24 protein-coding genes and 1 riboswitch are annotated in these 25,432 nt (G+C 43.4%); of the genes, 12 read left to right on the plus strand and 12 right to left on the minus strand.

Going from position 1 to position 25,432, the window contains the following annotated elements; all coding sequences use genetic code 11:
- Positions 1-71: 71 nt before the first annotated feature.
- The 6 genes from FHW88_RS25920 to FHW88_RS25945 form a co-directional block, all read right to left on the minus strand.
- Entirely contained in the window at positions 72-809 is a 738-nt protein-coding gene (locus tag FHW88_RS25920; protein ID WP_176628537.1) for an SDR family oxidoreductase, read from the minus strand.
- Between the two features lie 479 nt (positions 810-1,288).
- On the minus strand, positions 1,289-1,882 hold the full coding sequence (locus FHW88_RS25925) for a lactate utilization protein C (RefSeq protein ID WP_176628538.1): 594 nt from the start codon (positions 1,880-1,882) through the stop codon (positions 1,289-1,291).
- A complete protein-coding gene (locus FHW88_RS25930) occupies positions 1,879-3,267 on the minus strand; it encodes a lactate utilization protein B (RefSeq protein WP_176628539.1) in 1,389 nt (462 codons plus the stop codon). Before FHW88_RS25930 ends, FHW88_RS25925 begins: the two co-directional genes overlap by 4 nt.
- Positions 3,267-4,004, minus strand: coding sequence for a (Fe-S)-binding protein (locus FHW88_RS25935; RefSeq protein WP_176628540.1), 738 nt, complete (start codon positions 4,002-4,004; stop codon positions 3,267-3,269). Before FHW88_RS25935 ends, FHW88_RS25930 begins: the two co-directional genes overlap by 1 nt.
- 455 nt (positions 4,005-4,459) lie before the next feature.
- The gene (locus FHW88_RS25940; protein ID WP_176628541.1) at positions 4,460-5,104 is read right to left on the minus strand and encodes an START domain-containing protein; all 645 of its coding nucleotides are present in this window, start codon (positions 5,102-5,104) and stop codon (positions 4,460-4,462) included.
- Between the two features lie 138 nt (positions 5,105-5,242).
- Positions 5,243-7,912 carry an alpha-L-rhamnosidase gene (locus tag FHW88_RS25945; protein WP_176628542.1) on the minus strand — a complete coding sequence of 890 codons (2,670 nt, stop codon included), beginning with the start codon at positions 7,910-7,912 and terminating at the stop codon, positions 5,243-5,245.
- A gap of 284 nt (positions 7,913-8,196) precedes the next feature.
- Between FHW88_RS25945 and argH the strand changes: the two genes are divergently transcribed.
- The 6 genes from argH to FHW88_RS25975 all read left to right on the plus strand — a co-directional run bounded on the left by argH (position 8,197) and on the right by FHW88_RS25975 (position 13,993).
- Positions 8,197-9,531: an argininosuccinate lyase gene (gene argH, locus FHW88_RS25950; RefSeq protein ID WP_176628543.1), complete on the plus strand. Its 1,335-nt coding sequence runs from the start codon at positions 8,197-8,199 to the stop codon at positions 9,529-9,531.
- 45 nt (positions 9,532-9,576) lie between these two features.
- Positions 9,577-10,674, plus strand: coding sequence for a TlpA disulfide reductase family protein (locus tag FHW88_RS25955; protein ID WP_176628544.1), 1,098 nt, complete (start codon positions 9,577-9,579; stop codon positions 10,672-10,674).
- Between the two features lie 120 nt (positions 10,675-10,794).
- Positions 10,795-11,001, plus strand: coding sequence for a YwbE family protein (locus FHW88_RS25960; protein ID WP_091211944.1), 207 nt, complete (start codon positions 10,795-10,797; stop codon positions 10,999-11,001).
- A 56-nt stretch (positions 11,002-11,057) separates the two neighbouring features.
- Positions 11,058-11,756 (plus strand): DUF1345 domain-containing protein, encoded by a 699-nt coding sequence (locus tag FHW88_RS25965; RefSeq protein WP_176628545.1) that lies wholly within the window; start codon positions 11,058-11,060, stop codon positions 11,754-11,756.
- A gap of 191 nt (positions 11,757-11,947) precedes the next feature.
- A complete protein-coding gene (locus FHW88_RS25970; protein ID WP_176628546.1) occupies positions 11,948-13,582 on the plus strand; it encodes an amidase in 1,635 nt (544 codons plus the stop codon).
- A gap of 9 nt (positions 13,583-13,591) precedes the next feature.
- Positions 13,592-13,993: a helix-turn-helix domain-containing protein gene (locus tag FHW88_RS25975; RefSeq protein WP_176628547.1), complete on the plus strand. Its 402-nt coding sequence runs from the start codon at positions 13,592-13,594 to the stop codon at positions 13,991-13,993.
- Positions 13,994-14,410: 417 nt separating this feature from the next.
- On the opposite strand, the gene FHW88_RS25980 is transcribed toward FHW88_RS25975, so the two are convergent.
- Entirely contained in the window at positions 14,411-14,620 is a 210-nt protein-coding gene (locus tag FHW88_RS25980) for a hypothetical protein (RefSeq protein WP_090527874.1), read from the minus strand.
- 139 nt (positions 14,621-14,759) lie between these two features.
- Here FHW88_RS25980 and FHW88_RS25985 point away from each other — a divergent pair, with 139 nt between their 5' ends.
- The gene (locus FHW88_RS25985) at positions 14,760-15,473 is read left to right on the plus strand and encodes a YdcF family protein (protein WP_176628548.1); all 714 of its coding nucleotides are present in this window, start codon (positions 14,760-14,762) and stop codon (positions 15,471-15,473) included.
- On the opposite strand, the gene FHW88_RS25990 is transcribed toward FHW88_RS25985, so the two are convergent.
- On the minus strand, positions 15,474-15,701 hold the full coding sequence (locus FHW88_RS25990; protein WP_176628549.1) for a hypothetical protein: 228 nt from the start codon (positions 15,699-15,701) through the stop codon (positions 15,474-15,476). It abuts the gene before it with no gap.
- A gap of 74 nt (positions 15,702-15,775) precedes the next feature.
- A complete protein-coding gene (locus FHW88_RS25995) occupies positions 15,776-16,771 on the minus strand; it encodes a nucleoside hydrolase (RefSeq protein WP_176628550.1) in 996 nt (331 codons plus the stop codon).
- Positions 16,772-16,911: 140 nt separating this feature from the next.
- On the opposite strand from FHW88_RS25995, the gene FHW88_RS26000 reads away from it, so the two are divergent.
- Both FHW88_RS26000 and FHW88_RS26005 read left to right on the plus strand, forming a co-directional pair.
- Positions 16,912-17,649 (plus strand): peptidase, encoded by a 738-nt coding sequence (locus FHW88_RS26000; protein ID WP_090527862.1) that lies wholly within the window; start codon positions 16,912-16,914, stop codon positions 17,647-17,649.
- A 4-nt stretch (positions 17,650-17,653) separates the two neighbouring features.
- Positions 17,654-18,502 carry a transglutaminase-like domain-containing protein gene (locus tag FHW88_RS26005; protein WP_090527859.1) on the plus strand — a complete coding sequence of 283 codons (849 nt, stop codon included), beginning with the start codon at positions 17,654-17,656 and terminating at the stop codon, positions 18,500-18,502.
- A gap of 69 nt (positions 18,503-18,571) precedes the next feature.
- On the opposite strand, the gene FHW88_RS26010 is transcribed toward FHW88_RS26005, so the two are convergent.
- The gene (locus FHW88_RS26010) at positions 18,572-18,973 is read right to left on the minus strand and encodes a transmembrane 220 family protein (protein WP_176628551.1); all 402 of its coding nucleotides are present in this window, start codon (positions 18,971-18,973) and stop codon (positions 18,572-18,574) included.
- A 253-nt stretch (positions 18,974-19,226) separates the two neighbouring features.
- On the opposite strand from FHW88_RS26010, the gene FHW88_RS26015 reads away from it, so the two are divergent.
- The 3 genes from FHW88_RS26015 to FHW88_RS26025 all read left to right on the plus strand — a co-directional run bounded on the left by FHW88_RS26015 (position 19,227) and on the right by FHW88_RS26025 (position 23,055).
- Complete coding sequence (locus FHW88_RS26015; protein ID WP_176628552.1) at positions 19,227-20,672, plus strand: DUF3943 domain-containing protein; 1,446 nt, start codon at positions 19,227-19,229, stop codon at positions 20,670-20,672.
- Between the two features lie 149 nt (positions 20,673-20,821).
- Positions 20,822-20,936: riboswitch (SAM riboswitch) on the minus strand.
- Positions 20,937-21,218: 282 nt separating this feature from the next.
- A complete protein-coding gene (locus FHW88_RS26020; RefSeq protein WP_176628553.1) occupies positions 21,219-21,980 on the plus strand; it encodes an SDR family oxidoreductase in 762 nt (253 codons plus the stop codon).
- 136 nt (positions 21,981-22,116) lie between these two features.
- Positions 22,117-23,055 carry a DUF72 domain-containing protein gene (locus FHW88_RS26025; protein WP_176628554.1) on the plus strand — a complete coding sequence of 313 codons (939 nt, stop codon included), beginning with the start codon at positions 22,117-22,119 and terminating at the stop codon, positions 23,053-23,055.
- Here FHW88_RS26025 and FHW88_RS26030 read toward each other — a convergent pair.
- Entirely contained in the window at positions 23,047-23,550 is a 504-nt protein-coding gene (locus FHW88_RS26030) for a hypothetical protein (RefSeq protein ID WP_176628555.1), read from the minus strand. The two genes, FHW88_RS26025 and FHW88_RS26030, sit on opposite strands and share 9 nt — an antisense overlap.
- A 281-nt stretch (positions 23,551-23,831) precedes the next feature.
- Positions 23,832-25,412, minus strand: coding sequence for a GDSL-type esterase/lipase family protein (locus FHW88_RS26035; RefSeq protein ID WP_176628556.1), 1,581 nt, complete (start codon positions 25,410-25,412; stop codon positions 23,832-23,834).
- Between the last annotated feature and the right edge of the window lie 20 nt (positions 25,413-25,432).

The raw sequence follows: 25,432 nt of genomic DNA on the forward strand, positions 1-25,432 counted from the left end.
TTGAAAAACTAAAAATTGTCCTAAAAAATACCAATCGGTATTTTTTAGGGTAAAAAATAAAAACCAGAGAATTATCTCTGGTGAAGGGCTTTTAAAGCTTCGTCTGGGTTTGACAGGAACAGACGGTAGAATGGTTCGGTACCACCAACGCGGATCTCGAAGTTGTCGGTTTCAAAGCCTGCAACAAATTCATCAGCAACCTGCGAAGCCGGGATACCATTGTGCCCGCCAATCTCTGCCGAAAATTCGGTATCGACCAATGGAGGCATTAGCTCAAATACTTTAATTTTAGTGTCTTCTAAAGCGGCCCTTAATGAAATTGTATAAGAGTGCAGGGCGGCTTTAGTTGCTGAATAGGTGGCAGTTTGCTTGCCAGGCAAAAAGGCAACTATTGATGATACGTTTACGATAGCCGCTTCGCTTTGCTGCTGTAAAACCGGTAGCAGTTTTTCGTTAAGGCGGATTACTGAAATATAGTTGGTAAACATTTCAGTTTGTGCGTTTTCAAAAACGTTTGGCGTAGTGAGCAGATCGTTAATTGAAGCTGCACCAGCATTGTTGATCACCACATTTAGCTGAGGGAAATCTTTTTTCACTTTTGCGGTTAATGCTTCCACATCTTCTGCATTTGATATATCTGCTTTAATTGCTGTTACATTTTGTAATTGAGCGGCTGCTTTGTCCAAGCGATCCTGGTTGCGGCCAATAATGATTACGTGGTTATTTTTAGCTGATAGTTGTTTTGCAATTTCAAAACCTATACCGGCACTGCCGCCGGTTATCAATACTGTATTTTGTGAAGTTTTCATGTTGTTGTGTGTCATTTAGTTTTGACAGTACAAAAATATACCAATCGGTATATTTTTGTATCATATATTTGTCATTGTTGTAAATTGTTGATTTTTAGGTTGGTTAGTGGCAGGTGAGGCGTAAACAAAAAGCGTCATTGCGAGGTACGAAGCAATCCCCTATAAGCAGGTCTACCCTGTATAGTTTGGGATTGCTTCGTACCTTATAATGGCGTTATTGTAAGTTATTGATTATTAGGTATATTTTTCTGATAAATTTTATAACATGGGCGTTGCCTGCGGCCCGGGCTTTCCGTTGCAAGTCCTCGCCTTTCCTGCCCGCAACTTCTCTACGCGCTGTGGGCTTTACACTGCAATCCCTAACGCGGCCCACGCGCAACACCGCTAAAATATATTTTACATGTCATTACGTTTTTTTTCAGGGCTTCCCTGATGGTTACTCGCAATGACGTTACTTTTAGGTCGCTTTTAAAAGATCTTTAAGAAAGTATAAACACCGATAAACTCCTTGGCCCGTGTGCACCAATCACCAATGATTGCTCAATATCTGCAGTTTTTGAAGGGCCGGAAATAAACGAGCCATAGCCGTAATCAGCATCGCCAATAGTTTGATAAGCCTGCGCCATAGTAGGTACAAAATCATCTTTGCTAATCACTACCGCCAAATGCTGGGCAATAAAAGGTAATACGCGGCTGCCCATATCTTTTTCGGTAAGCCAAAGGGCCCCATTTTCGGCAACGCCAAGTTGGGTGCGGAGTACGGTCAACTCTACATCGGCAAAAGTGTGACCGTCTTCGTGCTTTACAGTTTCGGCATAAATGTAATCGCTCAGTTCGCTAAGGGCAGATATGATCTTAACGCCGGCTTTAAATTCGTTATTAATGATGGTTTTGATCTCATCAAAGTCACTAACCTCATAAACAAAGCTGCCGCCTGCTGTAGCGATGGTTTTGTATTTTGATACCAGATCAGTTCTGACATCGGTTAGCGTATTCAGCACTTCCATATCTGGCAGCGGCATAGCAGTGGGCTGATTAAATTTTACAGCAGCTAATATTTTTTCCCGGCTCATGAGTTTTTTGCTCCTTTCCTTTTGGCATACCACTCGCCAAACGATTCATCGGGTGCTTTTGGCATTTCGCGTTGATTGTACCATGGGTTTAATTTACTGTTTACCGCAAATGGGACATATTTAAACACCAGTCGCCCGGTTTTGCCTCCCATGCGGTATAAAGTTGGCGATGCCAGCGTCAATGCCATGGCCTTCATGGCCATAGTTTTGGCTTTGGGCGAATATCCTTCCTTCACAATCACCTGCCGCCATTTATACAGCTGGTCATGAATATCTATCTTAACCGGGCACACGTTGCTGCACGAACCGCAAAGGGTAGAGGCAAATGGCAGGTCGGCATATTTTTTCATGTCGAGGTTAGGGGCCAGGATGGATCCTATTGGCCCGGCAACGGCGGTATGATAGCTGTGACCGCCACTTTTGCGATAAACCGGGCAGGTATTCATACAAGCCCCGCAACGGATACATTTCAACGAGTTGCGGAACTCCTCGCGACCCAGCTGAATGCTGCGCCCGTTATCAACAATAACAATATGAATTTCGGTGCCTTCCTGCGGTTTGCTGAAATGGCTCGAGTAAGTGGTAATAGGCTGTCCGGTAGCACTGCGGGTAAGCAGGCGCAGAAACACACCAAGATGTTTCCTTTCTGGAATAAGCTTTTCGATGCCCATTGATGCGATATGGATCTCGGCTAAATGCGCTCCCATATCGGCGTTACCCTCATTGGTACAGATCACGAACTCACCTGTTTCGGCCACTGCGAAATTAACACCGGTAAGTGCTGCGCGACGGGTTAAAAATACCTCGCGCAAATGTTGACGGGCAGTTTCAGTCAATATTTTAGGATCTGATTCGCCTTTGGCCGTACCTAAATGTTCGTGGAAAATATCACCTATCTCTTCCTTTTTTTTGTGGATACAAGGCAGCACAATATGGCTTGGCGGTTCATTGGCCAACTGTACAATGCGCTCTCCGAGATCGGAGTCAATTACATCAATGCCCTGCTCTTTCAGGTATTCATTTAAATGGCATTCCTCGGTAAGCATCGATTTGCTTTTTACCATTTTGGTAATGCCTTTTTGTTCAAGCAGGCCGTGTACAATTTGGTTATGTTCTGTGGCGTCGGCCGCCCAGTGTACTATGATCCCATTTTTGGTGGCATTGGCCTCAAACTGCTCCAGGTAGGTGCTCAGGTTTGAGAGCACGTTCAGTTTTATTTGTGATGCCGTTTCGCGCAGCAGTTCCCATTCGGGGAGTTTATGAGCGGCAATATCCCGTTTGGCACGTACCCACCATAGGGTTTCATCATGCCAGTTTACACGGGGCTCATCGCGGTTAAATTCGGCAGCTAAATGCGGGTGATCTTTGGTAGTAGCGGTACTCATTACAGGCTGTTGTTTAAAATTTCGGCTACGTGAATTACTTTAACATCGCTGTTTTGGCGACGCAGGATGCCCTCAAGGTGCATCAGGCACGAAAGATCGGCCGAGGTAATATATTGCGCCCCGTGCGATATATGATCAGCTACACGGTCTTTCCCCATTTTGGCCGATACCGCCTCCTCAACCACACAAAACGTTCCTCCAAAACCGCAGCAATCATCCTGGCGGCTAAGTTGTACCAGTTCCAGGCCATTCACCAGATCCAGTAACTGGGCCGGTTTGCTGAATGGTTCGGCAACAAGCTCACTCATTTGGGCTATGCGTAAACCACGCAAACCATGGCAGCTGTGGTGTAAACCAACCTTGTAAGGGAAACTTGCCGAAAGTTGTTTAACCCGTAAAATATCTACCAAAAACTCGGTAAGCTCATAAACTTTTTTGCGGATCTCTGTTGCCTGGTCCTCTTTTCCATCAGCATGTAAATGCTCTTTGATGTGCAGGGTACAACTTCCCGACGGACAAACGACATAATCGTATCCCGAAAAATTATCGACAAATAGATTATTGCAGCCGCCGGTTAAATGCTCATAGCCCGAATTGGCCATTGGCTGCCCGCAGCAGGTTTGATTTTTAGGGTAGTGAACCTCACAGCCAAGTTTCTCCAGTAACTCCAGCGTAGCAATGGCCGCTTTTGGGTAAAACTGGTCAACATAGCAAGGAACAAACAAGGCAACTCTCATCGTTTATACGTTTACTTTATTGGTTAAAGCAATATTAGCGTTTATAATTTGCACAACTATCCCCTGGTATCCTGCCGGCAAATTAAACGGTTATATACTACCACCGAAAGTACAGCTAAGTGTGATACGAGTTTTCAATTTTATTTGCAAAATGCTGACGTTTATTTGCAAGTTGTCTGAACCTGGATTTGGGGGGATTTTTGGAAGACAGGATTTTGTCTGAACTCGAATTTTAGGAATTAAAGAATAGACAGAATCTTTATGCAGTGAACTACCAAGCAAATTCTTCACTGTTTGCTGTTCGCAGACTCTGTCTATGGATGTACTATGTGTGTAGTTATAACTACATACTCCCCGATAGTTAACAGACTTAGAATAGCACGGGAATTGTGGAACTAACAAACCAATTCGATAAATTCTTTAATTCCTAAAATTCGAGTTCAGACAGAACGCAACTACTGCACATATGCCAGCTTCACATCCTTATAAGCCGGTTTCTGCAATTGTTTTTTTAAACCTTTAAAACTTTCGGTAGGGCCTTGTGCGGCAAACATATTGATAAGCCAGGCAGGTACCGAGCCTCCCGGATCAAGGTGCAGGGTGTAAACGATACTTACATGATTGCTATCAACGGGAGTGATAACCCACCTGCCGGTTGAGTTTTCAACTCTTACGATGCCATCTTTCGCGGGTACCATATTTGAGATAACCGGCGCGTCGATGGTAACCACTTTGGTTTTAGGGTCTTGCGTAACTTTTAAATGTGCTACAAAATCACGGTTATGAACCGGCCATGGTATGTTTACTTCCGAGTAGTAATAAATATCTGAAGGAGAAACTTCTTTAATAACAGTTGCCGACTTGGTGTGGTAAACCCATTCGCTGCAGGTTTTGATATCCATAAGAACCGCCACCAATTGTGCTGCTGAAGCATTAAATGTGCACTCTACTTTTATGGCTTTGATTTTTGAATTTGCAATATGGCGGGTGTAAACCTTGATGCCGTCTTTGTCGGTGCTTAATGACCATGGCTCTTCAGGGCCTGCCATGGCAAATTTGGTAACAAATAATAAAAATACGATAGTAAGTATCCTGCGCATGGTGTATCAGTGATTGTAAATAAGGTGAGACAAATTTATATACAAAAACAGGCCGGGGTTGCCCCGGCCTGTCAGTAAATGGTCATTTGATATGCGCAGATATTAAAATATGAAAATACTATGGCATTTGCGGTGATATTATTTTACCTCGAACACATAGCTGCCCGCATTTATTTTATACAACGCAGGGTTGTTGATTGCTTTGCCCGCAAGATAAACTTTACCAGCCGGGAAGCTAATTGTTGCACTTGAGTTTGCAGGCACACTTACTTTATAAGTTACACTGTTACCGGTGCGTTGCCACGATGAAACAATGTTACCATAAGGCCCTTTGTGGGTAGCCGTAAATTCGTTTAGGTTTGGTACAAAGTGCGGTTGCAGTAATACATTTTTAAAGCCGGGATGCTCCGGATCGGGGTGAATACCTGCAATGCCCTTGTATAGCCATGCGCCAATTTCACCAAACATAATGTGGTTGAGCGAAATATCAGATTTTGCATCTATTTGCCAGTTTTCATATAGTGTGGTAGCGCCGTTAACCATCCACCATCCCCATGATGGGAAGGTTTCCTGCGAGGCTATTTTGTAGGCAACATCCGGATAACCGTTATCGCTTAGTGCACTCAAGATGGCCTTGGCACCCAAAATGCCTACATCCAAATGGAAGTTATCGGCTTCAACACGTTTAGCCAGATTGGCGGCAACTTTACTTTTCATGTTATCGGGCACTACACCCCAGTAGAGTGGTACACTTAATTCTGTTTGTAAGCCCTTGCCGTAAAGGCCAGTTGTAGTATCTAAATATTTAGCATTGATGGCGTTCCTGATCTTATTGGCCAATGCCGAATATTTTACATAATCGACCTGTTTGCCTAATATTTTGGCTGCTTTAGCCAGTATGCTGGCATCGGTATAATAATAAACAGACGAAGTAAGCTCAACCGGCGAAACCGATTTTACCGGCACCCAGTCGCCCAGGCCCCAGGTGGTCAAGCCGGTCGGATAAAGCTCATCGATGTGGTTTACGTATTTTTCAATAGCATTATAGCTATCGGCCAATAGTTTGCTATCGCCATAAAATAAATAAATATTGTAAGGAATAATGGCGATGGTACTGGTCCAGTCGGGCCCGTTACCCCACTCGTAGCCCCAGCCGCCGGTTGGGATAATTGAAGGGAGTACGCCGTTAGGTTGCTGCTCATCGCGATGATCGGCCAGCCATTTTTCGTAAACGGTGATGCCATCAAAATTATAGAGGCCGGTTTCGCTGGCAATGTGGGCATCGCCGGTCCAGCCGTTCTTTTCACGTTGAGGGCAATCAGTGGGATAGCCGAACAGGTTGCTGAGGTAGCTATTGTTGGTAGCCGTCCAGATCTGGTTAATGGTTTGATTGGATGCTTTAACGGTACCGATGGGCTCTACATCGCTGTGCATAAAAAACGCTTTGATGTTTTCTTTGCCAATTTGGATGGGTTTGCTGCTACTTACCTCAATATATTGAAAACCTTTGTAGTTAAAACGCGGCGAAAATGTTTCTTCGCCCTTGCCGCCTAAAATGAAAATATCGGTCTGGAATGGATCTTTATCATCAGTAGGGCGGTAATGCAGATCGATGTTTGATTGATCAACATGTCCGTTTTTGTTCAATCTTTCTGCATGTTTAAGACGGATCACGGTGCCCGAATCACCTTTAACAGTGATCTGGCTTACGCCCGAAATATTTCGGCCCATGTCAAACACCCAAACGTCGCTGTCAATTTTGGTAACGCTTTTGGTGCTGATGGTATCAACCGCACGGATAGGCTGCATAGCTTGTGATACAATGTTCATGGACGGGGCCGAACGGTTAATGACTGGCTTCCATTTGCTGTCGTCAAAGTTGGCGGTGTTCCAGCCCGGTTGCTCTAACCGGCCGTCGTAATGCTCGGCGGTATAAATGCTGTTAAAAACAATTGGACTAAGTGAAGTTTTCCAGTCGGTGCCGGATTTTATGGTTTCAACTGTGCCATCGGTATAGGTTATGCGTAGGTCCATGCAAAACGCCGGGCGAGCACGCCATGGCGCCTGGTGAAAAAACCAAACCGCAGTACTTTGGTGATTGTACCAACCATTACCTAACAACACACCCACAGCATTTTTGCCGCTTTGCAACTGAGCTGTAACATCGTACGAAACGTAAAGTGTGCGCCTGTCGAACCGGGTATACATAGGGTCGAGCCTGTGATTGCCAATCTTTTTGCCATTGAGATAAAGTTCATATAAGCCAGCAACCGCGACATAAGCCCTTGCTGAGCGGATTGGTTTAGCTACCTTAAACGTATTCCGAAAATAGGGGGCAGGGTTTACTGCTATCCCTTTATTATCGCTGATCCATGAGCCTTTCCAGTTTTGCATGCCCATCATGCCGGTTTCGAAACTGTTTATAGCTGATGAGGCAAGCTTTTTACCTGCCCGGTCCCAAAGCTGAACCTTCCAGAAATACTTAGTAAAAGGTTTTAGTTGTTGGCCACTATAAATAACAAGATTATTTGATGAAGCAATTTTGTTGGTGGCCCACGCGTTGCCTTTACTTGTAACAACGGCAACTGAATCTGTACCTACAAACAACTGGTAAGCACTTTGAGCTGCTCCCTGTGCTTTATCATTCATGAGCCAGGTTAAACGGGGACGCGTATTATCGATACCAAGAGGGTTTACAAGATACTCGGACTTAAGACCTGCAGCCCCGGGCGTTTGGGCATGTGTTACCGAATAAAAGCAAAATGATAAGGCAATGCTAAGCAATGGCTTACATAAAGGGTGTTTCATGTGGTTAAGATAGCGGTTTATACAATATTGGCCAAAGCCTATGATAAGTTGTCACAATCAACAATGTTAACCGGATAGATCGGGATTGGCATCCTGAACTGTCTGACCGGGATTCTGACCGTTGATTTTTTTGATTACATTGATTACGCTGATTTTTTTCTGAACCCGAATTTATGCAATTAAGGAATTAACAGAATGCTGAGCAAATTCAATAAATTCATTTAATTCAATAAATTCGAGTTCAGACAAAATAAGACAGTTCAGATAATTTATACATTTGCACCATGAGCAAGCTATGGCAAAAAACTACCAACGTTAACGAACTGGTTGAAAACTTTACTGTTGGTCGCGACCGCGAATTTGATGAGCAAATGGCTGCGTTTGATGTTTTGGGGTCACTGGCCCATACCCGCATGCTGCAAAGCGTTGGGCTGATGGACAGCACCGACCTTGAGCTTGTTCAACGCGAGTTGAAAAATATTTACGCCGATATTGCCAAAGGCGGTTTCCGTATTGACGAACATGTGGAAGATGTACACTCACAGGTTGAGTTGCTGCTTACCCAGCGTATTGGCGATGCCGGTAAAAAGATCCACAGCGGCCGTTCACGTAACGACCAGGTTTTGGTCGACCTTAAGCTTTTCTTCCGTCACCAGTTGCAGGAAGTTGTTGAAAGCACCGAAACCTTGTTCCGCCAGCTTATTGAATTAAGTGAAAAACATAAAGATGTTTTATTGCCGGGTTATACCCACCTGCAGGTGGCTATGCCATCATCATTTGGCTTATGGTTTGGCGCCTATGCCGAAAGCCTGGTTGATGACCTTGAACTGGTTTTGGCTGCTTACCGCATTACCAATAAAAATCCGCTGGGTTCGGCTGCCGGTTATGGCTCGTCGTTTCCGCTTAATCGTACTTTAACTACACAGCTTTTAGGTTTTGATAACCTTAATTATAACGTTGTTTACGCGCAAATGGGTCGTGGTAAAACCGAGCGTATCATTGCACAGGCCATATCAACCATTGCAGCAACGCTGGCTAAAATGGCTATGGACCAAACCCTGTACCTGAGCCAGAATTTTTCATTTGTAAGCTATCCTGATGCATTAACTACCGGCAGCAGCATCATGCCTCACAAAAAAAACCCTGATGTTTGGGAAATTATGCGCGGCAAATGTAATCGTCTGCAAGCGCTGCCTACCGATGTAGCCATGATGACCACCAACTTGCCATCGGGTTACCATCGCGAACTACAGCTATTAAAAGAATTACTGTTCCCTGCCTTTGCCGACCTGAAGCACTGCCTGCAAATGGCAACTTTCATGCTGCAAAATATCACTGTTAAAACGAATATTTTGGATGATGCCAAATACGCTTACCTGTTTAGTGTAGAGGAAGTGAACCGTTTAACGCTGAGCGGTACACCATTCCGCGATGCTTATAAACAGATTGGTTTGGCTATTGAAGCAGGCAATTTTAACCCTGATAAAACGGTGAACCATACTCATGAGGGTAGCATCGGTAATTTGGGCAATGAGCAGATCTCGGCTTCGTTTAATAAACTGATCGATAATTTTGATTTCGGAAAAGTAGAGCAGGCAATAAAAGGATTGGTTAAGTAGTTATCTTAGTATCAGGAATTTTTTAAACACCCTGATACTAAACCAATGAAAAAACCTTATTACATCATCCTGCTGATGCTTATCAGCCTGTTTTCCTGTAAACATGATAATACCGTAATTATTAAAGGCGATATAAAAGGCCTTAAAAGTAAATGGGTGTATTACAAACCCGCTTATTCATTTTTTAGTAAAGCCACAGACTCTGCCAAAGTTGCTGATGGAAAGTTCGAAATTAGATTTAAACGGGATACCCCTTTTTTTGCCGATCTTGTTCAGTTAAATTATCTCGACGAAAAAGAAAAACAGCAATTTATAGATGTTGCCAATCCGTATGAGCCTTCAAAAAATCATTCCAGGTATACTTTTTTTGTTATAAGTTCGGGAATAACCACAATAACCGGAGACCTCTCAAAAACTGAAGGAGCGATCTTAAAAGGTGGGCCACAATCCGAGTCGTTTTTGAAGAATATAACGCTGCCTTATATCCGTATAAGTAAAGATGGTATTAGGAGAACCGCGCAAGCAGAAAGGATAAAAAAAATTATCAGTCAGAATCCCGACTCTTATTGGAGTTTACTTGCGTTGCATGGTTTTAGATTTTACTTAGATCATTCCCAATTGAAAGAATTATTCAACTCTTTTGGCGATGAAGCAAAAGCATCGTACTATGGGAAAAAACTGAAACGGTTTATTGATAATCAGCTTGCAGATAAAAATCAGTTTGCTAATAGCGTTTTCAATGATGCTGATGAAAAGCCGGTGAACCTGGTGGATAATACAAAAAAGTTAAACATGGTGATATTCTGGGCAAGCTGGTGCGGCCCATGTCGCCAGGAAATCCCTTCCTTAAAGCGGATAGCAGCCCAATTTAATAAAGATGATATCAGATTTGTTAGCGTATCAATAGATGCAAAGAAAGAGAACTGGTTACCAGTTATGAAAGCTGAAGATATGCCCTGGCAGCAACTCATCATACCTCAGCAGGTGTTTTCTAAAGCACAGGCAAAATACAATTTAGGCTTTATCCCACAAGTATACCTTGTAAACAACAAAAATGTGATTGTAAAAAAAATTGATGGTTTTGACAATGGCAACAAAGAACGCGTTAAAACTTTTATAGCCGATTATCTTGCGAAAAATTGATATTTGCCTGGTTTTTGTGATAAGATTATTGTCGATCTATTCAATCGGTGAAATCATATCAATCAAAAAAATCAAAAAATAAAATCAGCGAAATCAACGTAATCAAATAAATCAACGGTCATGAATGGACAAAACAGAAGCGATATATACCCCGGCCTTGAGGTTGATATCATACTAAAAAAAGATCAGCGCACCGGTACGCTAACCCGGGGCTTTGTAAAACGGTTACTCACCAGTGCGGCTTACCACTCACGCGGAATAAAAGTGCAGTTGGATGACGGGCAGGTAGGGCGTGTGGCCTGGATTGTTGAGGAAGACGATTTTTAGTATCTTCATTTAATCTACATCAAACATTATCATATTTATGGTGTAGCTTAAATTGTATGCCTCAAAAAGCCAAAACAAAAACCAAAGTATTTTTTAGTCTTGATGCCCATCACCGCCTCCTGATCTCGTTAGGGGCCGCAGCAATAACACTGTTTTTATCCTGGGCGCGTTTTTCGGCGCCAACGGTTGCTTTGGTAACCTGGATAGCATTTGGTTTATGCATCATTATTATGGATTGGATCATTATTCTGACGGCCAACCCCGCCGAAATCCGTAAAATAGCCAGTATCGAAGACTCAAGCCGCACGCTGATATTTTTGTTTGTGATAGTATCATCAATGATGAGTTTGCTGGCAATAGTATTTCTATTGTTATCCACAAAAAACCAATCGGATGCGGTTGTGACGGCGCGGGTTTTATTGGCCATGGCATCGGTTATTGTTTCATGGTGGCTGGTACACACTATATTCACCTTGCGTTACGCCCATATGTATTATACTACAGATCCCGATGATGATAAAAAACTCAAACATCTCGGCGGCCTTGAATTTCCGGGTGATGAAAAAGAGCCGGATTACCTCGATTTTGTATACTTTTCGTTTGTAGTAGGCATGACTTTCCAGGTATCCGACGTGGAGATTTCCGCCCGCTCTATCCGCCGCCTGGCCTGGTTACACGGATTAATTTCTTTTGCGTTTAATACAGCTATTGTGGCATTGAGCATTAATGTGATATCGGGGATGATATCGAAATAAGGTCTGAAGCATAAAGGTTGCTCGCAAAGGCGCTAAGTCGCCAAGAGGTCAAGTTGCAATAGCCTTGCGTCTTAGCGGCTTTGCGTGATATATCCTGTTAGTACATTGTAACATTTAACTATCTCCACCCTCCGTAATTTTCAAAGTAGTTAAATATTTTGTTACTTGTAATGCCTTTTATTTAAACAGTTATGCACAGAAGAAATTTCCTCAAAACCGGTTCATTAGCCGGATTAACGATATCTACTTTAGTAGCGGCTTCCTGCAATCAGCCATCTGCCGAAAATAAAGCCGATGAAACTGCCGCTGCCGATAACAGTAAGGACGATATATTTGAACTGAGCGAAATAACCATTACCGATCTGCAGCAAAAAATGCAGAGCAAACAGTTTACTTCAAGGCTGATTACCGAGCTGTACCTGAAACGCATTGATCAGATAGATAAAAAAGGCATCATGCTTAACTCGGTTATCGAGCTTAATAAAGATGCCTTGAACATGGCCGATGCGATGGACCGGGAACGTGAAAAGGGTAAGGTGCGTGGTCCGCTGCATGGTATACCTGTGCTGATAAAGGATAATATTAATACCGGCGATAACATGCACACCACGGCGGGCTCATTAGCTTTGGCCGATAATTTTGCCAAGCAAGATGCTTTTATAGTGCATAAGCTTCGTGAGGCAGGTGCTGTGATATTGGGCAAAACCAATTTAAGCGAGTGGGCAAACTTTCGGTCTACACATTCAACCAGCGCCTGGAGCAGCAGGGGAGGGCAAACTAAGTGCCCTTATATTTTAGATAGAAACCCCAGCGGTTCAAGCGCCGGTACCGGAACGGCTGTAGCAGCCAATCTTTGCGTTATTGGTATCGGTACAGAAACCAACGGCTCGATAGTATCGCCGGCATCGGTTAACGGCCTGGTGGGCATTAAGCCAACTGTGGGCTTGTGGAGCCGGTCGGGTATAATCCCCATTTCCAAAACGCAGGACACGGCCGGACCAATGGCGCGTACAGTTAAGGACGCCGCCATATTACTCGGAGCGCTTACCGGTATTGATACGCTCGACCTGGCAACACTTGGTAGTAAAGGCAGGATCGAGGCGGATTATACCAAATTTTTAGACGCTAATGGTTTACAGGGTAAGCGCCTGGGGATTGAGAAATCTGCGCTTAATGATAACCCAACCGTTGTGGCATTATTACAGGATGCCATCAAAACCCTGAAAAGTAAAGGTGCCGAAGTGGTGGAGATAGAATTAAACAAGGAGCTAAAAACCATAGGCAAAAATGAATTTACCGTGCTGCTTTATGAATTTAAAGACGGCCTTAATCAATACTTTGGCAACGCCAACAGCAAAATAAAAACCCTGGCCGATGTAATTGCCTTTAACAAGCAAAATGAGGTTAAAGCAATGCCTTTCTTTAAACAGGAAACGATGGAGTTAGCTCAAGCCAAAGGTGACCTGAACAGTAAGGAGTATCTTGACGCAGTTAAGCAAACCAATACAGGTACCCGTAAAGTTATTGACGATATGCTGGCCAAATATAAACTTGATGCCATCATAGGTACCACTAATGGCCCGGCTGTATGTATCGACCTGGTAAATGGCGACTATGATAATGGTTTTAGCTTTTCAGGTCCTGCAGCTATGGCGGGGTATCCGCATATTACAGTGCCCATGGGGTTGGCCCATGGCCTGCCGGTTGGGTTATCGTTTTTTAGTACAGCCTACAAAGAGGGCGACATCATAAAATTGGGATATGCTTATGAGCAGGCATCTAAAAAGCGGGTAGCACCGCTGTTTAAGCCCGATCTGTTTGCTTAATTTTGTATGATGGAAGCAACGCTTACTGTTCCGAAAAAGATACTGGCCCGTCAGCATGAAATTACCGCCGACTATCTGAAGGCCATTGACAAACACCTTGAGGATGTGCTGAACAACCGCGTATTGGACATGTACGAGATCCGTGATTTTGCTGATGAAATGCATATCCATCCTACCCATTTGAGCAATACTATTAAACTCACCACAGGCAAACATCCCTGTTCCTTTTTCGAGGAAAAAATCATGGGGATTGCCAAAACCATGCTGCAGGAAAACAAGGTCAGTGTAGCCGAAATAGCTAACCGGCTTACTTTTGATCCATCAAACTTTACCAAGTTTTTTAAGCGTTTTGAGGGAATTACACCAAAACAGTATCGTGAACAATGGTTGGTAAGGAACCTTGATTTATAGGATTGGAGGATTACAGGATAAATAGTTAAAGAGTTATGCCGTTTGCAGACAATTCCCAGCGTGATAATATTAAAAATATATTTTTGCAATGCTGCGCGGGGGCCGCGTTAGTGATAGGAGCGGATACCGGCCAAGTGGCTAAGGCTTGCGTAGTATGAGCGGATAGCACGGGCCGCAGGCAACGCCAATATTTAAAAAAAAACGATCAAAAAAATATACTTAATAAATCAGTAACTTATAATCACATCATTATAAGGAACGTAGCAACCGCACGGAAGCATAGCCACTCTGTAAAGTATGCGATTGCCGCGCTACGCTCGCAATGACACATCTTCTTTATTCTACAATAACTTTTTAGACAGGAGATAAAGCCGGCTAATAACAAATGTTAACATATAAAGTACCAGGCAGGACGTATTAACGCCTGTTATTATCCCTGAAATTTTGAGTGCGCACGGCAATTTGTTCCAAAGTAAGTTCGCCGTATTTTTTAGCGCGATCGGCCCATTCGGGGGCGTTGTCAACCAGGTTATCGATAATTGATTTACCGTCGGGTCCTTTTTTGGTTACGTAATTTATTCCGTAAGCAACTGCAGCACCTATCGCAAGAGTTTTGATAAAGCCCATAATTTATTTTTCTTTTCTGATATATGACAATGATAATGCCAGTTTGTTACTTCGCCCAATAAAAGCTTCTATATTTGAAGTACTTAAACACCATAACCGCCATATGTTTTTTATTTTTTCAAAAGTTCTTTCGTTTTTAATGAATTTGCTTCTATGGGTATTCGCATTTTTATTGATCGCCCTTTTTTCAAAGAACGTAAAACGTAAACGGAAATTTTTGCTTGCAGGTATTATTGTGCTTTATATTTTCTCTAATTCATTGTTACTTAACCTGGTTAGCTGGTGTTGGGATATCAGGGAGATTACTGTACCAGCCGATAAAAAGTATACCTGTGCTATAGTGCTGGGTGGTTTTAGCTCGGATGATGGCAATGGCGGCGGTTTCTTTAACTCTGCTGCCGATAGGTTTATCCAGGGTGTTCGTTTGCAAAAAACAGGTAAAGTCAGCCATCTTCTTATCACAGGAGGAAACGGGCTTTTGAGGCCATCGGGTTTTAGGGAGGCTGATTGGGTAAGGGAGCAACTCAGGGAAATGCAGGTTGCGGACAGTTGCGTACTAAGCGAACCGAAATCTCGGAATACCATTGAAAATGCCGCTTTTTCAAAAGAACTCTTGCAGCAGCATAAACTTAAAGCACCATATTTACTGGTTACCTCGGCATTTCATATGCGCCGTTCCCTGATGATATTTAAAAAACAGGGAGTTGACGTGGTTGCATACCCCTGCAATTTTTCCAGCCGCAGGTTTTCGGTATCTGCCGATGATTTTTTGCCCAATGCAGGTGCTTTAGCAGGTTGGGGGACCTATATAAAAGAAGCCATCGGCTATGTGGTAACTCGTTATTTTAAGTGATCAGCCTTGTTTAAGATGCCCTATATTTGGGGTAAAACCAGGCTCCCGGCGGTTATGTTTATTCCAATTGGCTATATCCACCATTCCGGGCGGCGTTTGATAATGATTTGGGTTGGCACCGCATCTTACAATAAATTTACCTTTAGCCTGTGCAATGACAGGCCTGCTGCCGCAGATGATGCAAGGCTCGCAAAAAATGGATACCTGAATTTTAATGGGTTCGCTCATAATAAACTAAGGTGCTATCTATCGCGTAAAGATTCAATACCAAGTAGTTGGTATTTTTAGCAGTATATTACTATTCATTTTTTAACAGGCTGGTGCATCATCAATTGTTCAATATCCTTTGCAATATCCCCGGGCTGCATGGCAAATTGAAGATATAGAAACCGCTCTCCCGGTACCACTACATCGGTACCGTTGTCCTTTATTTCCATGTTAAGTTTGCGATAGGTAAAATAAGGTTTGGGCCCCCTGATGGCTGTTAATACGGCGGTTTCGTCCCAACTGTTCCGGCCGGTTGTATTCTTGTCTTTTGTAAGTGCTATCTGGAAAGCGTCTTTTACCGGGCTGTTTTGTATTAATGTATTGTTGACCAGGCGGATCCCCGTCAGGATTTTTTCACCAATTTCAAAACCGCTAAGGGTAATAGGTGTAGGCCAGTCTTTAAACACTTTTTGCGCAGAGGCTGCGTCTACATTGACATTGTATTCGCTAAAGGTTTTACCGTCGGTACCTATTCCCGTAGCCATGGATACCAGTTGTTTTACTTTCTTTTTCACCAGTTGTTCTCCATCCAGTTTGCTGTATTTATCAGCTCCCGACCGGAGCAGATCGGCCAGGTTGGTGAAAAATCCTACCGAAATAATAGTTACGCTGCCATCGGCTTGCTTTGCCAGCACCTTGCGGTAAAGTGCTACCGCTTCAACTGCCTGGCTGTTTGATTTTATGTTATGCGGATATTTGGCAATAATAGCCTGGGCCCATTGCTGTGCACAGTCCTTATTGGGTTTGTCTTTTTTTACAATACCTATGGGGATATTGGGCTTGCCAAAATAGGTGTTGATCACACTGATGGTTGGTGCGGTAGTTTCGAAGGCATTGCAGGATATGGTTGCTAATATTTTGGCCTCACCCTTATCTGCAAAGGCATACAGCATAGCCATCGCACCAACATCGTCATAATCTCCGGCGATATCCGTGTCGAAAATAACAGGGACAGGGCTGTGTTTTTGCGCTTTGACAAAGTTGAGGTTAAAAATAAATGCGAGGATGAGTAATGCTGATTTGAATTTCATTGTATGCAATAAAATAAAAGGTAGTTAGGCCCGAAAAAGATGTATCGGCAAATAAATGGTTTATGAATAACCGGTAAATAAATCTCGCATTATTTAATTACTTTGGCAAGTATTAATTTATAACGAACGACGCTAATCAAATGACTTATTGCCTGGGAATTAAAGTTAAAGAGGGCTTATTGGCCATTGCCGATACCCGTATAACTTCGGGGACGGATACCACTGTAAAAAAGAAGATCACTATAGAACAAAAGGATCATTTTTCGCTGTTTATCATGACCAGCGGTTTGCGCTCGGTGCGTGATAAGGCCGTGATATATTTTAATGAATTATTGGAGACAGCCGAGTTTAATAAGATGTATAAGGCCGTGAATGCATTTGGCGAACAGGTAAAGCGTGCCGCACAGGAAGATAAAGCGTCGCTTGATGCAGCCGGGTTACGATTTGACCTGAATACCATCATTGGCGGGCAACTGCGCGATGATGATGAACACAAGCTTTTTTTGCTATATCCCGAAGGAAACTGGGTGGAGTTAGGGCAGGGGGCGCCATACGTGGTTATCGGAAATTCGGGGCATGGTAAAGCTATCCTTAACCGTATCCTTAATGAAGATTCGAGCCTGAAACTGGCGCTAAAAACAGGTTTTCTTTCATTCGATTCAACAAGGGTGAGCTCGAACAATGTCGATTTTCCGATAGATGTGGCTGTTTATAAAAAGGATAGTTTCAATATTGTTGAGCAGCGTTATAATAAGCAGGACCTTGAACATATCTCAACCCAATGGGCCGAGGAACTGAAACTGGCACTTGAGCATATTTCGGAGGATTGGATGGATGCCACATTTAACAAATTAGAAGAAATAAAAACAGAAAGCTGATAACATGAAATTCGATGTGTTTACCCAAATGGAATATGTAGTACGGTCGCCGGGCACATTGATTTTAAACATACACGCGTTACGCAGCCCAAATCAAACGGTAATAAGTGAAGAATTTGGCCTGGAACCATATATCAAGTTTGAAGAGCTGCAAACCCTGCAAGGCGAAAATCGTTTGGTACGTTTTGATGTAAGTGCCGATACGCCCAATATTAAAGTTACCTACAAAGCTACGGTTGATAATTGTTATGAAATAACCAATTTCGGTAATTTACAGGAAACCCACGTTTCTGAGCTGCCTTCGCCGGTGCTGCCATATTTAAATCCAAGCCGCTATTGTCAGTCGGACAAATTATACCGGCTTGCACATAATATGTTCGGGCATGTTACCAACCCTTTTGAGCAGGTGGTTGAATTAACCAACTGGATCAATAAAAACGTACAATATTTAAGCGGATCAACCAATTCACAAACATCAGCTTTTGATACCGTTACCGAGCAGGCCGGCGTTTGCCGTGATTTTGCACACTTGGGCATTGCCCTTTGCCGTGCGCTTACCATACCTGCCCGCTATTTTACAGGGTACGCCTATCATCTTAAACCTGCCGATTTCCACGCCTGCTTTGAGGCTTATCTTGGCGGCAAGTGGATCCTGTTTGATGCAACGCGGCTGATACCTTTAAACGGCCTTATCAAAATAGCTACCGGCCATGATGCTGCCGACTCGGCCATAGCCAATATTTTTGGCGATGTTACTTTTACCACCATGCAGGTAAGTTGTGAACTTGCCGAAGACGGTTTTGAGCCCTTTTATTATAGTGATGGGGAATTTAATGGGTTGTCGTATTTGTAAAAAGAAGCCTCATCTCCAGGAGAGAGGGACCTTAAAAGTCTCCCCTACCGGGGGAGATTTAGAGGGGGCTTACTTTTTTCCCTTTTTTACCGGTACTTTTTTGTTTTCTCTTATAGCATAGATCCAGTTAATTGCCAGTACTGCTACACAGATCAGTAACCCGAAAAACTCACGCACTTCTTCAATCCAGGGCTTTTCGGCTTTCATGGTTTGCACAAGACTTTCGGCATGATGGAACTTAAACCAGTCGATAAGGCCATTGTTATCAAATATCTTATAAATGGCATAACCTGTAAAAATGATTATGCCGGCTGCATAGCCAATGGGGTAAAACTCTTTTTTTGCTGCCAGGTAGCAAAACCAGGCACAATAAAGGTAAATGGGCATCCAAAGGTAAGGATCTGGATCATTATACTGTAAACCTGCAAATGTGACAAAAAGTACAACCCATATGATATTGAAGATCTTCATAAGTAAAAAGTAATTGCAATAATTTATACTGGTTATGGTGCTTAATATACAGGTTAAGCAATGCTAAATATATGAAAATATGTTTCAGTACTTAAATAAGGAAATAACAATTATTGGTACCCATTACCGCCCAATGCATTATCAAAATTATATCCGCCTTAACATTAATTAAATATTGCTCAAACATTTTTTAACCTAATTCACTTCATCCTTTATAACTTTCGTAGCTGTATCTTTTAAATTGTTAGTGTATATGACTTTAACGGATTACCATTTTATCAGGCAATACTCCGGAAGGTTAGGAATTATACTGCCGCTTTTACTGTTCATGCTTTTCTGCAGCCAGCAAGTAGGGGCCCAGGTTAATATTTTTGACCTGCGTAAGGAAAAAGATACCATAACACGATTTTCAGATCCGCCGGCAAAACAGAAACGTTTTGGAAGGGCTGCCTTAGAGCTTGGCCTCGCCGAGATTGCGCCCTGGACATATGATCGCTATATAGTCAACGTTGATTATGCCCGGATTTCCTGGAAAACAACAGGCCATAACCTGAACCCAGGCAGTTGGACCTGGGACAATGATCCGTTTCAAACCAACCAGTTTGGACATCCATATCACGGCAGCATGTTTTATAGCGCCTTCAGGAGTAATGGTTATAGTTTTTGGCAATCAGTACCGGCTACTATGGTGGGCAGTTACCTGTGGGAAACATTTGCCGAAAACCAGGCACCCGCCCCTAATGATTTTATCAACACCAGCTTTGGCGGCATAGTATTGGGTGAAATGACCTATCGGCTATCAAATAAGATCATTAATAACCATCGCCGCGGTTTTAAACGGCAGGCCAGTGAGGTGCTGGGTTTTTTGGTTAACCCGATGAATGGGCTTAACCGCATTATTGATGGAAAATGGGGAAAGGTTGTTGGGCCGGCAAATAGGTCGCAGGATGATTCATCAAAAGTAAGTGCCGAATTTGATCTGGGCGCACGTAAGTTTAACAGCGGCAACCAGGGATTGTTAACCCATGGACGGTTTGGTTGGTTTGGCCGGGCGAAGCTGCTTTACGGCGCTTCTAACGAAAATTTGCACACACCTTTCAGCAATATTTCCATCACAGCCGAGTTTGGAAAAGACGATAGCAGTGCGGTTAATGTGATCAGTGTTTATGGATCTCTTGCAGGATGGGACGTGTCAATATCGGATAGCGTGGAAAACCTGATCATCATATCGGCTAATTATGATTATATACGTAATGCCGCTTTCTTTTACGGAGGGCAAAGCGTAAAGGCTAATTTACTATCCGAATTTAGATTATTGAATGGCTTTAAAGTGAATACGGCGGTGGGTGCGGGGCTTATCATTTTAGGAGCCGCTCCCGATCCCTACCTGTATAGAGGGCGTAATTATGACTACGGCTCGGGTTTCGCCATAAACGGCAGAGCTGGTTTTAATATAGGTAACAGATTTTATTATAGTATTAATTATCGCGGTAGTTGGCTCATGACTATTAACGGTAATAAGTCACATTATTTTTTACATACCATAACCAATGAGATAAGTTACCGTGTGTTAAAAGACCTCTCGATAAGTGCCGAACCTGGATATTTCAGGTTGGAAGGAAACTATAAAAATCACCCGGATGTAGACAAAATTTACCCGTACCTGCGGATCTCAACAAGGTACAGAGTTAACCTGTAAGCTATAAAAAAAAGGATTGGAAAAATTTGATGTCGCGGGCAGATTCGAACTGCCGTTTAGGGTATTGCGGACCCCCACCTATCCTCTCGGTCACGCGACTTGAAAACCATAAAAATTCACTTAATCAGATCGGTTGTGGGGTGTAGATATAATTATCTCTCTCCCGTTTTGCACAGGAGCAGGAATTAGCACCTTTTACATTATGCGGATGTACAGGTTGCTAAGACGTCTTTGGGCCTTTCCCTCAGTCTTTCTTGATAAGTTATGTAAAGAACGTGTTGTCGTTGTTGACAGTACAAATGTAATAATAAATTATATAATTCCTATAGTTTAAGTAGTTTAATTTAATTTTTATTCGTTTTGAGCTGATTTTGAATGGGATAAACTTGCAGTTATTGTAAAAAAACAATGTTATTTCGAATTCTTTGGAGAAGTATCTGAAAGAAAAAACTGAAACGGTCACCATTTAATCTGAAGTAGTCACCATAATTTTCATTCCCAACTATTGCACCTTTGTATTGTTAAAACATTAAAAAAAACATCACAATGGGAACAAATAAAATTGCACTGATAACCGGCGGAAGCCGCGGGCTTGGAAAAAATGCGGCATTGCACCTGGCTAAAAAAGGTATTGATGTAATAGTTACTTATCGCAGTAAAAAAGAGGAAGCTGAAGCAGTAGTTGCAGAAATTGAATTGGCAGGGCAAAAAGCTGCTGCTTTGCAACTGGATACAGGTATCGTATCCACCTTTGATGCTTTCATTACAAAACTGAAAGCAACCCTAAACGAAAAATGGAACCGTGATACCTTTGATTTCCTGATCAATAATGCAGGTATTGACGCGGCCTCGCCATTCGCGCAAACTACGGAAGAGGATTTTGATAACCTGTTTAATGTGCATTTTAAAGGCGTGTACTTCTTAACACAAAAGAGCTTACCCGTAATTGCTGATGGTGGCCGGATCATTAATTTTTCGACCGGGCTGGCCCGTTTCTCAACTCCCGGGTATGCCGCTTATGCCTCTATGAAGGGAGCTATTGAGGTATTCACCAAATACCTGGCAAAAGAATTGGGCAGCCGTGGTATAGCCGCAAATGTTGTAGCTCCGGGTATTATCCAAACCGACTTTACCAAAGCAGCATTCGACTCCCATCCCGGTTTGGAAGAAATGATGTCGAAATCTACCGCATTGGGCAGAGTAGGCCAACCGGATGATATCGGTGGTATAGTAGCGTTTCTCTGCACCGAAGATGCCCGCTGGATCAACGCTCAGCGTATTGAAGCTTCGGGCGGGATGTTCTTGTAGTTGATTGTCTGAATCAGAATTTACAGAATTTTTAAATTAACAGGATGTATTGCGAACAAATCATTTATTCTGAAAATTCGTTAATCCTGTAAATTCTGATTCAGACAATTTCCTATCTTTCCCACAAAAAAGCGATATGGAATTTGGCACAGTAACCGATGAAGAATTAGCAGGGGTTGATTTTACCCTGCCGGCTGATCCGCAGATAACCTTAAACACCCTTGCAGCAGCAAAAAACGACGCGCCGCTGCAGGTGCATGTTGGCTGCGCCAAGTGGGGGCGTAAGGAATGGGTTGGTAAGATCTACCCGCCAAAAACCAAAGACGCTAATTTTTTAGATGAATACGTTAAACACTTTGACTGTATTGAGCTTAACGCCACTTTTTACAATGTTTACGGGCCCGATACCATCGCCAAATGGAGGGCCAAGGCCGATAGTAATCCTGGGTTTAAATTTTGCCCTAAATTTTCGCAGAGCATTAGCCATATCCGCCGCTTAAAAAATGCCGAAGATATTACAACCACGTATTATGAAGGCATTTTGGCCTTCGGCGATAAGCTTGGTCCGCTGTTTTTGCAGTTGAGCGATAATTACACGCCAAAGAGTTTCCCGGAGCTTAAAGCCTATCTTGAACAACTACCAAAAGATATTCCCGTATTTGTTGAGCTGCGCCATAAAGACTGGTTTGCCGTTGCCGAAAACCGCGACAAGGTATTTAATCTTTTCCGCGATCTCAATATTGGCTCTATCATAACTGATGCCAGTGGCCGCCGCGATGTGGTGCATATGGCATTGCCTACACCCCACGCCTTTATCCGTTTTGTAGGCAACAGCCTGCACCCAACAGATTATGCCCGTGTTGATGAATGGGTTGAGCGGATCAAAAACTGGAAAGAGCAAGGCCTTAAATCGGTATGGTTTTTTATGCACCAGCATGATGAGCGCTACTCACCAGAGCTTGCTGATTATGTGGTTGAAAAACTTAATGACGCTTTGGGCACCCAATTAATGCGCCCTCAATTTATCCAGAGAGACGATAATAAGCCAACCGCCCAAACCTCGCTGTTATTGTAATGGCTCTGTAGTAGCCGGCGGAATTTTCATAGCCGGGTTAAAGTTGGGGATCAGTTGCCTCACCTTATCCGCGGTTGAATTGTTCATATCCAGGAACGACCAGTTTTTGCCACCATCGCCGCTAACCGCCAATAGGTTGCTGTGCATGGCCATACGGCCTTTTGGGCTTGCCATAATGATAGTTTCAGGCAGCAGGCAATGGATTTCCTTCCCGGCTTTATAAAATTTACCAGGGGTGCCAACTGTAATGTTTTCAAAGCTGATGCCCGCAGTTTTCATTTGCTGCATAGCTGTACCAATCATATCGGCCATTTTTTCTTTGCCGCCGGCCATTTGCACCGCTTTGGGATAAGTATAACTAACAATAGTCTTATAATCTCCTTTGGTCATGCTTTGGGCCATCAGGGTTGCCTGTTGTTTTACAACTACCGGATTTTGAGCATGTAATGCCAGCGGCGATAATATGATGATCAGGAGCTTGAATAAGTTTTTCATGGAGATCTTCTATTTTTTATGAGGATTTCATCGGCAAGTTGATCTGTGCCATCAACTTTGCCACTGTATTTAAGTCCTAATATGCGATTTACTAAGTTAAAAACATCACATTTTTAAAAGAAGGTATTTGCTTACCGGTTTTAAAGGCGTGTCCCCAGGCCATATTGTAGGAACCAGACTTGCGAAGTTTTAAAAACTTCGCAAGTCTGTCCGGCTTATCATTGCACCTCGAAAGTTCGCCAGATTCGAAACTCAACATGAACTGCTAAAGTTTATCGGGCTTACTTCCTCTTCAACGCTTCCGCAATACCCTTTTCAACCAATGGCTCCATTACCCTGTACCCTTCAACAGTGGGGTGCACGCCGTCAGCGGCTAAATTTTTCGGCAAACCCTTGCGCTCGTCGGCCATGGCGCTATGGTAATCTACATAAACCATTTTATTGGCATCGGCAAAAGCTTTAATCATGGCGTTAAGCTGCACCACTTTTTGCGCAGGTTCCATACCGGGACGCCATGGAAAGGCATAGGCGGGCAGTACTGAACATAACACCACTTTAATATTGGCAGCTTTGGCCAGCAATGCCATGGATTGGATATTGCCAAAAATATCTTCAATAGCTATCGGACCGTTATTTTGGGCGATGTCATTTATTCCTGCCAGGATCACCACGGCGCCAGGTTTCAGATCTATCACATCCTCACGAAAACGCACCAGCATTTGGGTGGTGGTTTGTCCGCTGATGCCGCGGTCAAAATATGGTTTACCGCTCCAGAAGGTTGAATCCCTGCTGATCCAGAAATCTGTAATGGAATCGCCCATATAAACTACACTTTTGGGGTTTGGGGCCGATGCTTTTACCTTTTCATTATCGGCCTTGTAACGGGTCATGTTTGCCCAGTCTTTATGAAATGCATCTTCCCATTGCTTATGGTAGGCTTCCCATTGATCGGCCCTTTCTTTAACTGATTTTACTTTAGGGTCTATGGGTTTTAAAAAACCTTTCAGATCGAGCCACTCGTTAAAGCGGTCTATCCAGTTGTCGGTAGGCAGGCTTTGTTTGCGCATGCCAAAACCGTGGCCTCCTTTAGCGTACATATGCAGCTCGGCGCTATGTTTTGATGCCAGCCATTTGCTATAAAGCTCAATACTGTGCGGCGCAAGGCCAAGCTGGTCATCAGTAGCTGCAGCTATAAACATCGGCGGCGCGTCGTCAGGGATTTTTGAGATCAGCTCTGGAGGCACGTATGCGTAAATAGGCGCGTCAAAATCGGGTTTGTTAGCTCCTGTGTAATTGAAAGCTGCGGCACCGGCCAGTGTGCCGCCTGCCGAAAAGCCCATGATCCCGATTCGTTGCGGAGAAACATGGTATTCGGAGGCATGTTCACGTACATATGTTAGGGCCGCTCGTGCATCAGCAATAGCCAGCGGAATAACCGGCGCTACCTGTTTAGGGAAATCCTTCTGACTCATTTTGGCTACCAATTCTTTTACCGGATCGTTAGTTAAACTGTGAGCCAACCTGTATTTCAATACAAAGCAGGCCACGCCCTGTTTATTAAGCCATTTTGCTACGTCATAACCCTCGCTGTTGATCGACAGGGTATGGAAGCCGCCACCCGGGCAAATAACCACCGCGGTGCCGGTAGCGATGGATGAATCGGGCAGGAAAACACCCAGGGAAGGGTGCGTAACATTATAAACTACTTTGGTATTAAACGCGTTGCTGTCGCTTTCGCCCTCATTCCAGGTCCAGTTTTCGGAACCGGGAGCTGCGCCGGGGTACAGCGAGATAACTTTTTGCTGGGCCTGTACGCCCAAGGCCGACAATAGGAGTAAGGTGCCTATCAGTTTTAATTTCATGGGAGGGTTAATTCAGGTTA

The organism is Mucilaginibacter sp. SG538B (assembly GCF_013376065.1).
Lineage (GTDB): Bacteria > Bacteroidota > Bacteroidia > Sphingobacteriales > Sphingobacteriaceae > Mucilaginibacter > Mucilaginibacter rubeus.

Coding starts and splice junctions, on each gene's coding strand:
- FHW88_RS25920 (WP_176628537.1), bottom strand. CDS start 809: ATGAAAACTTCACAAAATACAGTATTGATAACCGGCGGCAGTGCCGGT.
- FHW88_RS25925 (WP_176628538.1), bottom strand. CDS start 1,882: ATGAGCCGGGAAAAAATATTAGCTGCTGTAAAATTTAATCAGCCCACT.
- FHW88_RS25930 (WP_176628539.1), bottom strand. CDS start 3,267: ATGAGTACCGCTACTACCAAAGATCACCCGCATTTAGCTGCCGAATTT.
- FHW88_RS25935 (WP_176628540.1), bottom strand. CDS start 4,004: ATGAGAGTTGCCTTGTTTGTTCCTTGCTATGTTGACCAGTTTTACCCA.
- FHW88_RS25940 (WP_176628541.1), bottom strand. CDS start 5,104: ATGCGCAGGATACTTACTATCGTATTTTTATTATTTGTTACCAAATTT.
- FHW88_RS25945 (WP_176628542.1), bottom strand. CDS start 7,912: ATGAAACACCCTTTATGTAAGCCATTGCTTAGCATTGCCTTATCATTT.
- argH (WP_176628543.1), top strand. CDS start 8,197: ATGAGCAAGCTATGGCAAAAAACTACCAACGTTAACGAACTGGTTGAA.
- FHW88_RS25955 (WP_176628544.1), top strand. CDS start 9,577: ATGAAAAAACCTTATTACATCATCCTGCTGATGCTTATCAGCCTGTTT.
- FHW88_RS25960 (WP_091211944.1), top strand. CDS start 10,795: ATGAATGGACAAAACAGAAGCGATATATACCCCGGCCTTGAGGTTGAT.
- FHW88_RS25965 (WP_176628545.1), top strand. CDS start 11,058: ATGCCTCAAAAAGCCAAAACAAAAACCAAAGTATTTTTTAGTCTTGAT.
- FHW88_RS25970 (WP_176628546.1), top strand. CDS start 11,948: ATGCACAGAAGAAATTTCCTCAAAACCGGTTCATTAGCCGGATTAACG.
- FHW88_RS25975 (WP_176628547.1), top strand. CDS start 13,592: ATGGAAGCAACGCTTACTGTTCCGAAAAAGATACTGGCCCGTCAGCAT.
- FHW88_RS25980 (WP_090527874.1), bottom strand. CDS start 14,620: ATGGGCTTTATCAAAACTCTTGCGATAGGTGCTGCAGTTGCTTACGGA.
- FHW88_RS25985 (WP_176628548.1), top strand. CDS start 14,760: ATGAATTTGCTTCTATGGGTATTCGCATTTTTATTGATCGCCCTTTTT.
- FHW88_RS25990 (WP_176628549.1), bottom strand. CDS start 15,701: ATGAGCGAACCCATTAAAATTCAGGTATCCATTTTTTGCGAGCCTTGC.
- FHW88_RS25995 (WP_176628550.1), bottom strand. CDS start 16,771: ATGAAATTCAAATCAGCATTACTCATCCTCGCATTTATTTTTAACCTC.
- FHW88_RS26000 (WP_090527862.1), top strand. CDS start 16,912: ATGACTTATTGCCTGGGAATTAAAGTTAAAGAGGGCTTATTGGCCATT.
- FHW88_RS26005 (WP_090527859.1), top strand. CDS start 17,654: ATGAAATTCGATGTGTTTACCCAAATGGAATATGTAGTACGGTCGCCG.
- FHW88_RS26010 (WP_176628551.1), bottom strand. CDS start 18,973: ATGAAGATCTTCAATATCATATGGGTTGTACTTTTTGTCACATTTGCA.
- FHW88_RS26015 (WP_176628552.1), top strand. CDS start 19,227: ATGACTTTAACGGATTACCATTTTATCAGGCAATACTCCGGAAGGTTA.
- FHW88_RS26020 (WP_176628553.1), top strand. CDS start 21,219: ATGGGAACAAATAAAATTGCACTGATAACCGGCGGAAGCCGCGGGCTT.
- FHW88_RS26025 (WP_176628554.1), top strand. CDS start 22,117: ATGGAATTTGGCACAGTAACCGATGAAGAATTAGCAGGGGTTGATTTT.
- FHW88_RS26030 (WP_176628555.1), bottom strand. CDS start 23,550: ATGAAAAACTTATTCAAGCTCCTGATCATCATATTATCGCCGCTGGCA.
- FHW88_RS26035 (WP_176628556.1), bottom strand. CDS start 25,412: ATGAAATTAAAACTGATAGGCACCTTACTCCTATTGTCGGCCTTGGGC.